This window comes from Shewanella sp. MR-4 (assembly GCF_000014685.1).
In the GTDB taxonomy this organism is placed as follows: Bacteria; Pseudomonadota; Gammaproteobacteria; order Enterobacterales; family Shewanellaceae; genus Shewanella.
Genome location: NC_008321.1, coordinates 4162232 through 4174122, shown reverse-complemented (window position 1 = coordinate 4174122; position 11891 = coordinate 4162232). Strand labels below are relative to the sequence as shown.

At 48.7% G+C, this 11891-nt stretch carries 13 protein-coding genes; all 13 read left to right on the top strand.

Annotation, left to right across the window (positions count from 1 at the left end):
• Positions 1-119: 119 nt before the first annotated feature.
• The 13 genes from SHEWMR4_RS18225 to SHEWMR4_RS18165 all read left to right on the top strand — a co-directional run bounded on the left by SHEWMR4_RS18225 (position 120) and on the right by SHEWMR4_RS18165 (position 11801).
• The gene (locus SHEWMR4_RS18225) at positions 120-998 is read left to right on the top strand and encodes a hypothetical protein (RefSeq protein ID WP_011624221.1); all 879 of its coding nucleotides are present in this window, start codon (positions 120-122) and stop codon (positions 996-998) included.
• On the top strand, positions 995-1597 hold the full coding sequence (locus tag SHEWMR4_RS18220; RefSeq protein WP_011624220.1) for a PilN domain-containing protein: 603 nt from the start codon (positions 995-997) through the stop codon (positions 1595-1597). The genes SHEWMR4_RS18225 and SHEWMR4_RS18220 overlap by 4 nt, the downstream gene beginning before the upstream one ends.
• Positions 1594-2244 carry an MSHA biogenesis protein MshJ gene (locus SHEWMR4_RS18215; protein ID WP_011624219.1) on the top strand — a complete coding sequence of 217 codons (651 nt, stop codon included), beginning with the start codon at positions 1594-1596 and terminating at the stop codon, positions 2242-2244. The genes SHEWMR4_RS18220 and SHEWMR4_RS18215 overlap by 4 nt, the downstream gene beginning before the upstream one ends.
• Positions 2231-2548, top strand: a complete 318-nt coding sequence (locus SHEWMR4_RS18210) for an MSHA biogenesis protein MshK (protein ID WP_011624218.1) — start codon at positions 2231-2233, stop codon at positions 2546-2548. Before SHEWMR4_RS18215 ends, SHEWMR4_RS18210 begins: the two co-directional genes overlap by 14 nt.
• A gap of 14 nt (positions 2549-2562) precedes the next feature.
• The gene (mshL, locus tag SHEWMR4_RS18205; RefSeq protein WP_011624217.1) at positions 2563-4248 is read left to right on the top strand and encodes a pilus (MSHA type) biogenesis protein MshL; all 1686 of its coding nucleotides are present in this window, start codon (positions 2563-2565) and stop codon (positions 4246-4248) included.
• A gap of 6 nt (positions 4249-4254) precedes the next feature.
• On the top strand, positions 4255-5187 hold the full coding sequence (locus SHEWMR4_RS18200) for an ExeA family protein (protein WP_011624216.1): 933 nt from the start codon (positions 4255-4257) through the stop codon (positions 5185-5187).
• Positions 5184-6509, top strand: a complete 1326-nt coding sequence (locus tag SHEWMR4_RS18195) for a tetratricopeptide repeat protein (RefSeq protein WP_011624215.1) — start codon at positions 5184-5186, stop codon at positions 6507-6509. The genes SHEWMR4_RS18200 and SHEWMR4_RS18195 overlap by 4 nt, the downstream gene beginning before the upstream one ends.
• Entirely contained in the window at positions 6506-8266 is a 1761-nt protein-coding gene (locus tag SHEWMR4_RS18190) for a GspE/PulE family protein (protein WP_011624214.1), read from the top strand. Before SHEWMR4_RS18195 ends, SHEWMR4_RS18190 begins: the two co-directional genes overlap by 4 nt.
• Before the next feature lie 2 nt (positions 8267-8268).
• Positions 8269-9489, top strand: a complete 1221-nt coding sequence (locus SHEWMR4_RS18185) for a type II secretion system F family protein (protein WP_011624213.1) — start codon at positions 8269-8271, stop codon at positions 9487-9489.
• Between the two features lie 38 nt (positions 9490-9527).
• Entirely contained in the window at positions 9528-10022 is a 495-nt protein-coding gene (locus tag SHEWMR4_RS18180; RefSeq protein ID WP_011624212.1) for a hypothetical protein, read from the top strand.
• Between the two features lie 76 nt (positions 10023-10098).
• The gene (locus SHEWMR4_RS18175) at positions 10099-10716 is read left to right on the top strand and encodes a prepilin-type N-terminal cleavage/methylation domain-containing protein (RefSeq protein WP_011624211.1); all 618 of its coding nucleotides are present in this window, start codon (positions 10099-10101) and stop codon (positions 10714-10716) included.
• Between the two features lie 52 nt (positions 10717-10768).
• Entirely contained in the window at positions 10769-11278 is a 510-nt protein-coding gene (locus tag SHEWMR4_RS18170; RefSeq protein WP_011624210.1) for a type II secretion system protein, read from the top strand.
• A 13-nt stretch (positions 11279-11291) separates the two neighbouring features.
• Positions 11292-11801 (top strand): type II secretion system protein, encoded by a 510-nt coding sequence (locus SHEWMR4_RS18165; protein ID WP_011624209.1) that lies wholly within the window; start codon positions 11292-11294, stop codon positions 11799-11801.
• Positions 11802-11891 lie beyond the last annotated feature (90 nt).

Here is an 11891-nt window from a genome sequence, read left to right as displayed (position 1 = left end):
TGGGGATGATGGATTTCACATTTTACATTTGGTGAACATTATCCCGATTCAATTTTGGACGTTTGTTATTCGCGCTCTTATGACTCAAGCTTTAACTTTATCGGAAGATAGGCATTTATATGGATAAAGGACTTTTTGCTCGGTTGGCCTTTTGGCGAGCTAAACAGGCTGACGCGGCGCTCGGTGTATATGTGTGTGCCGATAAGCTGTGGGTCTACGCCCCCGCGACTGAAAGTCTTGCAGAACAATGGGTTTCCTATGAACTGCAGCAGAACCAATGGCAACAAGCCTTTGCCGAACTTGCCAATGCTTTTCCCCATGCCGCATTGCAAATTGTCCTTAGCAGTGGCCGTTACCAATTGCTAGTAGCCGATAAACCTAATGTCGATAGTGACGAATTATCCCAAGCTTTACTCTGGTCTATCAAAGACATGGTCACTATCCCTGTGCCGCAAATTCACTTGGATTACTTTGAATCGCCACTGCCGAGCAATAAGCTTAATGTGGCCGTGGTCGATAAAGACAAATTACGCGCCATGGTGCAGGCCATCAGCGATCAAGGTTTAAGCGTGCTAGGAATTAGCATCGAAGAATTAGCCATGACTAACCTGTTTGATGAGGATAATCAGGCGAGATTAGTCGTGAGCCATCATACAGGCCAAGAGTTGTTGTTGACTGTGGTCAAGCAAGGTCAGCTCTATATGCAGCGCCGAGTGCGCGGTTTTACCGAGCTGGATAAGGCCGAAGTGGATGAACTTAATTACGGGCTAGCGGATAACTTAAGCCTCGAAATTCAGCGTTCTATGGACTACTTTGAGAGTCAATTGCGCCAGCCTCCTGTCGCGTCAATTGAATTATTTGCCGATGGCGCCGTGGATGCCTTGGCTAAGTTGGTATCGGCTAACTTTAACCAAGCCGTTAATGTCGTTAATAAGCGTGCCGTGGGTGCGAGCATGGCGGGATTAGCCTTTAGTGAACTTTCACGAGGTGCCGAGTGATCAAATCGAGAGTCAATCTATATTCTGCGGCATTATTACCCCCAAAGCAGAGCTTAACCTTTGCTAAATTAATAAGTTATACCTTAGGCTTGATAGCGGTCTGCATAATACTCGCGGCCTTTAGCTATTGGCAATTAGCTGAGTCTCAGCAGGCGCTAAGCCAAGCCGCTACTCAAAAACAGCAATTCGAGCAACAAAAGGCGGAGCTTGAGGCACAAATCGCCGCCCGCAAACCCGATGCTGAGTTAGTCGCGCGCGTTGAGCTAGAGTCGCAACAGCTCGAGTTAAAACAATTATTGATGAATGAGCTGGCACTGCGCTCATCCCTCACCAGTCGAGGTTTTGCGCCCGTGCTGAAGGATTTAGCTATGGTGGCCGATGCGAGTGTTTGGCTGAACCATATTGTGATTAACGAGCAGCATTTTATGTTTGAAGGCTTTGCCGATCATCCGCAGAGCATCCCGCAATGGGTGGGCAAGTTAAAGACAACGAACACTTTAAAAGGTCAGGCTTTTTCGTCTATGACCATGGATCGCGGTGAGGATAAACCGCTGGCTTTCACGCTGACGAGTGAGACCCCAGAGGAGCAGGCGCGATGAAAGCCCGATTTGAACAGTTAGCGCAAAAGTTTGATGTTCTCAGCCAGCGTGAGCGCGGGCTTATCGCTCTCGCCGTGTTAGTGCTGGTCGCCATGTCGGCCTATATGCCTATCGAGTCGCTGTGGAAACAACAGCATTCGACGACGCAGCAAGTGAAGGTGTTAGAGCAAGAAAACAAGATTTCGATGCAACAGATTGATTTATATCAGCAGCGTTTAGCTATGGATCCTAATCAGGACTATCGCCAGCGTTTAAACTTGTTGCAGCAACAGAATCAAGAGATTGATGCTCAGCTCAATGAGCAGATGGTGGATATGGTGCCCGCCGATTATATGCCTGAGCTATTAGGTAATCTGCTTGGGCAAGTTCAAGGCATTAAATTACTTAAGTTTACCTCGGTTACGCCCGTGCCACTTCTTGCCGTGGGTGAAGAGAAAAAGCTGAATCTCTACAGCCATGGAATACGCATGAGCTTGGAGGGGGATTATTTTTCTGTACTGCGCTTTGTTGAAGCGGTAGAGGCTATGCCTGACAAACTTTACTGGAAACGACTCGACTATAAAGTAGCCGAATACCCTAAGGGGAAAATCGATATTGAGCTTTATACCTTGAGTATCAATAAGGACTTTATCAGTGTCGCTAAATAAGCCTTATATTTTCATTGCATTATTGGGGTTGTCGGCCCAAGTATCGGCCGAAACCTTAAGGGATCCGACCTTGCCCGGCAAAGGCTACTCGGCCGCCGGCGCCGTGACTCAGAGCCAAAACAAAGCCCTAGTGCTTAACAGCATTATCAGCTCGGGCAACACGGCCTATGCCGTGATCAACAATAAGATTGTGTCCGTGGGAGACAGCATTCAAGGGGTCAAAGTGGTGCGTATCACTCCCTCGTCGGTCTCCTTGTCTGACGGACGGAAATTAGCATTATTTCAAGCAATAATAGAGAGATAGGGAATAACACTCAGATGACAGCCATTAAATATATTACGCCTCTACTCTCACTTTGCCTTATGGCCTGCCAAACCACGGATAGACCGCAGCCCGTTGCTTCAAAAGAAGCACTGGCCACCTCGATGCAAACCGCGAGTCAGCCAACGCCTCCACCACCAGCCACTATGCCCGATGCGGTGCAGCGTGAGCTGAATGCCAATGCCATGATGGGTGGATTAACTCCGCCAATGGAGACGGAGCGTCGTATCGATGTGTCTGCCCATGATGTGGATGCGAGGGTGTTTTTCCCAAGCCTTGTGCAGGGCACCCCCTTTAGCGTGGCTGTGCACCCCGATGTGCAGGGCACGATTTCATTGTCACTCAAAGGCGTGACACTGAGTGAAGCCATTCAAGTGGTGGAAGATATTTATGGTTATGAGGTGAGCCGTGAAGGGCGCATCCTGCGCGTGTTCCCTGCGGGCATGCGGACTGAGACTTTCCCATTAAATTACTTATACATGGAGCGTGATGGTCTATCGTTGACCTCTGTGAGTTCTGGCAGGATTTCCGACAATAACAACTCGAATAACAATAACTCCAATAACAACAATTCGAACAACGGCAATTTTGGCAATAACAGCAACAATAACAATTCCAACAACGGTAATTACGGCAACAATAACAGCAGCGATAGCACTAACGGCACCTTTATTCGCTCGCGCACTAAGACCGATTTTTGGGGCGAATTGAAAGAAACCTTGAGCGCCATTATTGGTGACACTGGTGGCGGTCGTCAGGTGGTGGTGACGCCACAGGCGGGATTAGTGACTATTCGTGCCTACCCTAATGAGTTACGTCAGGTGCGTGCCTTTTTAAATTCTGCCGAGAGCCATCTGCAACGCCAAGTGATCCTCGAAGCGAAGATCCTCGAAGTCACTTTGTCTGATGGTTATCAGCAAGGTATTCAGTGGGATAACGTATTGGGCCATGTAGGTAATACCAATATCAATTTTGGTACCTCTGCGGGCGCAGGCTTGAGCGATAAAATCACCGCCTCCCTCGGTGGCGTGACGTCTTTAAGCATTAAAGGCTCAGATTTCAATACCATGATTAGCCTGCTCGACACCCAAGGCGATGTGGACGTGTTGTCTAGCCCAAGGGTGACGGCATCGAACAACCAAAAAGCGGTGATTAAGGTCGGTACCGACGAGTACTTTGTGACTGACGTGTCATCGACCACAGTGGCGGGCACTACACCTGTAACCACGCCTCAGGTAGAGTTAACGCCGTTTTTCTCGGGTATCGCGTTGGATGTGACGCCGCAAATCGACAAAGACGGTAATGTACTGCTCCATGTGCATCCTTCAGTTATTGATGTAAAAGAACAAACCAAGGACATTAAGGTCAGCAGCGAATCCTTAGAACTGCCGCTAGCACAGAGCGAGATCCGCGAATCCGATACCGTTATCCGCGCGGCTTCTGGCGATGTGGTGGTGATCGGTGGTTTGATGAAGAGCGAAAATACCGAAGTGGTTTCTCAAGTGCCGCTGCTCGGTGATATTCCGCTCGTGGGCGAATTATTTAAAAACCGCAGCAAGCAGAAGAAGAAAACCGAGCTGATTATTATGCTAAAGCCGACCGTTGTAGGCGGGGATACGTGGAAAAACGAGTTAGAGCGTTCTAAGACCTTACTCGACCGTTGGTATCCAGAAAATAAGTAAGCTTTCATGTATTTGAAGCACTTTGGACTCAGTCAAACGCCATTTTCGTTAACACCTAATACCGGATTTTTTTTCGGGTTATCCCCGCACGTAGAGGCGCTGCAAGTATTGCAGACCGCCCTACAAACCGGGGAGGGTTTTATCAAAGTCACTGGCGAAGTGGGCACGGGCAAAACCTTAATCTGCCGTAAGTTGATTAATGAGCTGCCGCAGGGCTTCCATTGTGCATATCTTCCTAATCCTTATCTCACCCCCGCCGAGCTGCGCTGGGCGGTGGCCAATGAACTTGGATTAAAATACACCAGCGAAATCGATCAGCAGCAACTCACCGGGCTTATCCAGCAGCAATTACTTGCTCTGAGTGCCCATGGTCACGCCATCGTATTAGTGCTGGATGAAGCGCAGGCCTTGCCCGATGAGAGCCTCGAAGCGCTGCGACTGTTTACCAATCTTGAAACTGAAAGCCGTAAGCTGCTGCAAGTGGTGCTCTTTGGTCAGCCCGAATTGGATGAGCGATTAAAGCGCCAAGCCTTTAGACAATTGCGGCAACGCATCACCTTTAGCTACAGTCTGCGGCCGTTAACCTGGGATGAAACCGATGCCTACATCCGTTACCGCTTAGCGGTGGCAGGTTATGCGGGACAAGCCTTATTTGGCCCTAAACTCACCCGTAAGATCGCCGAGGCATCTCGTGGGATCCCAAGATTGATCAACATTTTAGCCCATAAAGCCCTGATGCTCAGTTTTGGCGAAGGGGCAACTCAGGTGCAGATGTCCCACATTAAGGGCGCAATACAGGATACCGAAGATGCCAGTCGATCAGTTTTACCCAAATGGCCGACCTATATGGCGATCGCACTGATAGCATGTGCAGCAGCTATTGGGGCATTACTGGCATCGGGCGTTAACCTGCAACAATTGTGGGGAGGCGTTGCATGAGTGTGATCAACAAGATGCTGCAGGATCTCGACAAGCGCCAGCAGGGCCATTCTCTCAGTAATGTCGCTGTGCATCAGGCGCAGTATTTAGGGCGCCCTAATCCATCACGCAAATGGTTAGTAATCAGCTTAGTGTCGCTGCTGGTGGGCGGCTTATCGGTCTATGCTTTTCAGGCGAGTTACGGCGTAAAGAGCATTGCTGATAACATTGCAAATCCTGTGATGAGTTTGCAAACTCAGCCGGATAACGGCAGCCCACAGATAGATACGAGTCCTCTGGAAACCGAAACGACGACATCTACAGAGCCAACTGCCGAGATGGCACAAGTGAGTCCGTCATCGACAGATGCTCCTGCAAAGGATATGTCAACGTCAGCAGAATCTGCCCCAAGAGTGGCTCAATCTCCCCGTGTAAACGCGGCGCAGGTAGAACCAACGAGTGAACCGACAACCGAATCCGTTGCGGCACACACCTCAAGTGATACGCCTAACAAGGCGGCATTAACCCAAGAGTCAGTGCAAACACAGGCTGAGTCACAACAGGTTGCGGTTAAAGCAAATCAAGCAGACGTTAACGCAAGCCAGAGTGAAGTCAAAATAACTCAAACAGAGGCCAAGGCGAGTGAGCCAGTGGTGCCTGCTGGGGCTCAAGTTTCAAGCCAAGCTTCGACTCAGGCTTCGAGCCAAGCTTCGGCTCAGGCTCAGTCAACTGGGAAAATGGCGATTCGAGAAGTGAAGTTATCCCCAAGCCAACTCGCGCAAAAACAGTTAGTGTTGGCGGCGGATGCCGAAAAGCAGGGGCAGCTGGTTAAGGCCATGGATTACTACGCTAAAGCGCTCAAGCTCGACCCAAGCTTGCACGAATCGCGCAAACAACTGGCGGCGCTGCATTATGGTCAAGGTGAGCTGGCGCCGGCGGCCGATGTGTTGGCGCAGGGACGGTTACTCTATCCGCAAGAGTTTGAATTTGCTTTGCTATTGGCAAGGGTGCAACATGCTATGGGCGAAACGGATTCGGCTCTTGCTAGCCTTGCTCAAATTCCCGATAGCCATCCTTTAGCTCGACAAAAGTGGTTAGCGCAAACGGATTTGGCCCAAAAACAAGGGCAATATCCGTTAGTTGAGCAGGCTTACCGTAAGTTATTGCAGCAGGAACCGCAGCAGGGTAAATGGTGGATGGGATTAGCCTATGCCCTCGATTCACAACAACAATTCGGCCCCGCCAGTCAGGCCTATCGCACCGCCTTAAGTTATTCAGGCCTGTCGACCCAAGCTACAGCTTTTATTGAACAACGTTTACAACAACTAGGAGATAGCCAATGAAACCCAGATTAAAGATGCGTTTGGGCGATCTGTTAGTTCAAGAATCGATTATTACCGAAGAGCAGCTACAACAAGCTTTGGGTGAGCAGCGTAAGACAGGGCATAAGCTCGGCCGCACCCTGATTGAGCTGCGCTCTATTACCGAAACCCAACTGCTGCAATTTTTGTCGCAGCAGCTCAATCTGCCGCTGCTGGATATCAGCAAACGCCCCATCCCCGCCGAAGTGGTGAGCCTTATCCCCGAGGTGCAAGCGCGGCGTTTTCGCGCCCTCGCGGTGGAAGATCGGGGGGATACGGTATTAGTGGCCATGAGCGACCCGGCGGACTTGCAGGCGCTCGATCATTTAGAAATTTTAATCGCACCGAAAAAGCTCAGTGTTGCGGTGGCCCCCGAGCAGCAATTACTACAAGCCTTCGATAACCTGTATCGTCGCACCGACCAAATCGCGCAAATCGCCGGTAAGCTCGAAGAGGAATATGCCGCAGATCAAATGTTTGATCTGGCGAGCCTGACCTCAAGCGATAGCGATAATGAAACCACAGTTGTTAAGCTGCTGCAGTCGATTTTTGAAGATGCGGTGCAAATGCGTGCCTCGGATATTCATATTGAGCCCGGCGAAAAAGCCCTGCGGATCCGCCAACGTATCGATGGCCAGTTACACGAGACCATTCTAAATGAAGTGAATATCGCGGCGGCCTTAGTCTTGCGGCTTAAGCTTATGGCTGGGCTAGATATTTCTGAAAAACGTCTGCCGCAGGACGGTCGTTTCCATATGGAAATTAAGGGCCACAAGATTGACGTGCGTATGTCGACTATGCCGATTTACCACGGCGAATCAGTGGTAATGCGTCTACTTGACCAATCCGCAGGCTTATTGACCTTAAATGAGACAGGGATGCCGCCGCATATTTTGGCGCGTATCCGTAAGCAGATTAAACGCCCCCACGGCATGTTGCTGGTGACTGGGCCTACGGGTAGCGGTAAAACCACCACCTTGTATGGCATCTTAAGTGAGCTCAATACTGCGGATCGCAAAATTATTACGGTAGAAGATCCGGTCGAATACCAATTGCCAAGGATCAACCAAGTTCAAGTTAACCATAAGATTGGACTCGATTTTTCGAACGTGCTGCGCACGACTTTGCGTCAAGACCCGGACATTATCATGGTCGGTGAGATGCGTGACCAAGAAACGGTGGAGATTGGTCTTCGGGGCGCACTTACGGGTCACTTTGTGTTGTCCACCTTGCACACTAACGATGCGGTGACCAGCGCGCTACGTTTGCTCGATATGGGCGCGGCCAGTTACTTAGTGGCGAGTGCGCTAAGGGTGATTATTGCCCAGCGCTTAGTGCGCCGCGTGTGCCATAACTGCGGGGTGGAATATCAACCTACGGCGCAGGAAAAAGCCTGGCTGAATAGTGTGAGTCGGCAGGACTTTTCATCGGCCAAGTTCCGCATTGGCACTGGCTGCCAAAGCTGTAACGGCAGTGGTTATCGCGGCCGTATCGGTATTTTTGAGATCCTCGAATTGGATGAAAAGATGATCGATGCGATGCGTACCGGTAACCCACAGGATTTTGCCCGTGCAGCCCTGCAAAGCCCTAATTTTACCCCGCTCGCCGAGTCGGCATTGCAATATTTAAGCGAGGGCATGACGACCATTGAAGAGGTGGCTAAGCTTGTTGAGGATGTGAGTGAGTCACAGGTGCCACTCTCGCGGGATATTATCAGTCAGCAAGGCGTTGAGGCGTAATTATGCCGGTTTATCAATACCGTGGACGCAGTGGACAAGGTCAAGCCGTAACGGGTCAGCTCGATGCTGCCTCCGAGGGAGCGGCGGCCGATATGTTGTTAGCCCGTGGCATTATCCCGTTAGAAGTCAAAGTCGCTAAAGAAACTAAGTCCTTTACCTTGGCGCAGTTGTTTAAGCGCAAAGTCGGCTTGGATGAACTGCAAATCTTTACCCGGCAAATGTACTCGTTAACGCGCTCGGGGATCCCTATCCTACGCGCCATTGCAGGTTTATCCGAAACCGCCCACTCCCAACGAATGAAAGATGCGCTGAATGATATTTCAGAGCAGTTAACTGCGGGGCGCCCACTGTCATCGGCCATGAACCAACATCCAGATGTGTTTGATTCTCTGTTTGTTTCTATGGTGCACGTGGGGGAAAACACGGGTAAGTTAGAGGACGCTTTTATTCAGCTCTCGGGTTATATCGAGCGTGAGCAGGAAACTCGCCGCCGAATCAAAGCCGCGATGCGGTACCCCATATTTGTATTGATTGCCATCGCGCTGGCGATGGTGATTTTAAATATCATGGTGATCCCGAAATTCGCCGAGATGTTTGCCCGCTTTGGTGCCGACTTGCCTTGGGCGACTAAGGTGTTAATCGGCACATCAAACCTGTTTGTAAACTATTGGCCCCTGATGCTGATAATACTGCTCGGAACCGTTATTGGGATCCGCTACTGGCACCATACGGAAAAAGGTGAAAAACAATGGGACCAGTGGAAGTTACACATTCCCGCCGTGGGTTCGATTATTGAGCGCTCGACTCTCTCCCGTTATTGCCGCAGTTTTTCGATGATGTTGAGCGCGGGTGTGCCGATGACGCAGGCGCTCAGTCTAGTGGCCGATGCGGTGGATAATGCGTATATGCACGACAAAATTGTCGGAATGCGCCGTGGTATTGAGTCTGGCGAATCTATGCTCAGGGTGTCGAATCAGAGTAAATTGTTTACGCCACTGGTGTTGCAAATGGTTGCGGTAGGCGAAGAAACTGGACAGATTGACCAACTATTAAATGATGCCGCCGATTTCTACGAGGGTGAGGTCGACTATGATCTTAAAAATCTCACCGCTAAGTTAGAACCGATTTTGATTGGGATTGTGGCAGTTATCGTGTTGGTGCTGGCGCTGGGTATTTATCTGCCGATGTGGGATATGCTCAACGTAGTCAAAGGCGGGAAATAATGCCGAATCGAGAATTTAACTCAATTAGGATCAAATAGATGCAGAGCCAACAGAAGGCCGAAAGCGATCTATTACGTGTGTATGGGCGGCTCGTTAGCCTGACCTTGATCTTGATTATTCTCGCTGTGATTGGATTTAAATATTTTGCGACTATGCCACAACTGGCCGCCCGCAATGTGGAGTTAGAGCATACGCGCTTCTTAAACGTGTTGGCTATGGTGCGTTCTCAATGGTTGTCCCTTGGCAAACCGCCGCAAATGCGACTAGATTGGGAAGTGTTTAGCGAACAAAGCATAAATAATGAACAAACCTTTGTGATGATGAATGCGCAGGGTTGGCCACAACCTAACCAATTGGATGATCAAGCTTGCCAGCAATTATGGCAACAATTAATGGGTCAAGGGACGGAGGACGAATCCCTTATCGGCTCGTATTTTGCTAAGGATAATAGCTGCCGTTATCGCGCGCAAAATGGGGATAGTATCGGCTATCAGCTCAACTCTGGCAGGGTCATTTTTTTGACGTTTCCGTAAAATATTGTTAAGTAACGGGCTTTTTTAAACTGATTTAGCTGTTAGAATGGACTTTCATCAAGATAGGGAGAGACGAATGAAGACTAAGCAAGATGGTTTTTCATTGATTGAACTGGTCATAGTGATCGTTATTTTGGGTCTGTTGGCCGCAACCGCGATCCCTCGTTTTTTAAATGTCACCGATGATGCTGAAGATGCCAGTGTGGACGGAGTCGCGGGTGGTTTATCCACCGCAGTGGGTTTTGTGCGTTCACAATGGGAAGTCGATGGTCGCCAAAATAGCAGTGTGATCTTAGACGGTACCTCAGTGTCCCTCGACCCACGTTTTGGTTATCCAACGGGCACCTCTGGTACCGATGCGACGGCGATGACCGATGCAAGCTGCCAGCAGGTATTTAATACTGTGTTGCAAAGTGCACCGCGTAACGTGCTTTATTCGCAGGATGCGCGCAATCAACGTTATACAGTGCGCGTTATCGATGGTGCGGGCGGAAGCTCAAATGCGATTAATGGCACATCCGTAAGCGGTTTAGACCTATGTGTGTATCACCAAGTGGCTTCACTGGTGCTAAACCAAACCACTGGTGTACCGACGCCAGCGCCAGATTTATCGACTGCGGGTGCAAAAGGGGTGGTTTATAACCCAGGTACGGGCAAAGTATTAAGTTTCACTCAAACACCATTTACGCTTTAATTGCATTGGCGTGAAGTTCCAGTATTTAGAATTGTTATTACATAGGTAGTTAATGATGAAAAGACAACAAGGTTTTACCTTAATTGAGTTAGTCGTAGTGATCATTATCTTAGGTATTCTTGCAGTCACAGCGGCGCCTAAGTTTATTAATCTTCAATCTGATGCATACGCATCTACTTTGAATGGTGTCAAAGCGTCTTTGCAAGGTGCTAATTCGCTTGTTTATTCTAAGGCGGCGATTCAGGGGGTTGAGAGTAAGGATGAATCTAGCATTATCATCGATGATAAGGGTAATTCTGATGCGACTGATGATGTTAAAGTAAACGGTGTTTATGGGTATCTGAAGCAAGCAGCAGCTGATATGGTGTTAGTCCTTGATTTAGATACTACTAACGAGTGGACTATTGTTGATGCGCCAACTGTCACAACGACACTTACATCTCCTGTGATTATTCATCCTAAAAAGTTGACACCTTCAGATACGGCAAAATGTTGGGTTGAATACAAACAGGCAGATTCTAGTAATCCTCCTAAATATCATGTTGAGTCATCTGGTTGTTAAGTAAGGGTTTTAAATGAAAAAGCAAAGTGGTTTTACATTAATCGAATTAGTGGTCGTAATTATTATTCTAGGCATTTTGGCTGTTACTGCAGCGCCTAAATTTATCAATCTACAATCGGATGCTCGTGCTTCAACAGTGAAAGGATTAGAGTCGGCGATTAAAGGTGCTGATACCTTAATTAACTCAAAATCGTTAATTGCAGGCAATAATACAGTGGCTTCTACGGCTGCAACGCCTCCGACAGTAACTGTTGAAACTGGTAAAACAGTTTTGATTAACTATGGCCATGCAACGCCAGTATGGACAGACTCTCTTGAGAACGCATTGGATATTAATGCTGCAGATAGTGGTACAACAACTGAGTGGTTATATGTGTTAGCTACTGGCAGCATTTATTTCTATCCTCAAGGACAAACTGTTCCTGATGGGACGGCTGCTGGTGGTCAATGTTATGTTCAATATGTGAATAGTCTAGATGCATACGGTCCTATCACTGTTAATACTGTTGTATCTGGCTGCTAGATATATTTCCATTAAAAGGCCTGCCTAGCAGGCCTTTTTTTTAGGCCAGCAATCTATTGGAATGTTGGCTATAATAAATTGAATTTGCTA

What these genes read in the sequence shown, in the direction of transcription:
- SHEWMR4_RS18225 (WP_011624221.1), top strand. Translation starts at nt 120, where the DNA reads ATGGATAAAGGACTTTTTGCTCGGTTGGCCTTTTGGCGAGCTAAACAG.
- SHEWMR4_RS18215 (WP_011624219.1), top strand. Translation starts at nt 1,594, where the DNA reads ATGAAAGCCCGATTTGAACAGTTAGCGCAAAAGTTTGATGTTCTCAGC.
- mshL (WP_011624217.1), top strand. Translation starts at nt 2,563, where the DNA reads ATGACAGCCATTAAATATATTACGCCTCTACTCTCACTTTGCCTTATG.
- SHEWMR4_RS18200 (WP_011624216.1), top strand. Translation starts at nt 4,255, where the DNA reads ATGTATTTGAAGCACTTTGGACTCAGTCAAACGCCATTTTCGTTAACA.
- SHEWMR4_RS18195 (WP_011624215.1), top strand. Translation starts at nt 5,184, where the DNA reads ATGAGTGTGATCAACAAGATGCTGCAGGATCTCGACAAGCGCCAGCAG.
- SHEWMR4_RS18190 (WP_011624214.1), top strand. Translation starts at nt 6,506, where the DNA reads ATGAAACCCAGATTAAAGATGCGTTTGGGCGATCTGTTAGTTCAAGAA.
- SHEWMR4_RS18185 (WP_011624213.1), top strand. Translation starts at nt 8,269, where the DNA reads ATGCCGGTTTATCAATACCGTGGACGCAGTGGACAAGGTCAAGCCGTA.
- SHEWMR4_RS18180 (WP_011624212.1), top strand. Translation starts at nt 9,528, where the DNA reads ATGCAGAGCCAACAGAAGGCCGAAAGCGATCTATTACGTGTGTATGGG.
- SHEWMR4_RS18175 (WP_011624211.1), top strand. Translation starts at nt 10,099, where the DNA reads ATGAAGACTAAGCAAGATGGTTTTTCATTGATTGAACTGGTCATAGTG.
- SHEWMR4_RS18170 (WP_011624210.1), top strand. Translation starts at nt 10,769, where the DNA reads ATGATGAAAAGACAACAAGGTTTTACCTTAATTGAGTTAGTCGTAGTG.
- SHEWMR4_RS18165 (WP_011624209.1), top strand. Translation starts at nt 11,292, where the DNA reads ATGAAAAAGCAAAGTGGTTTTACATTAATCGAATTAGTGGTCGTAATT.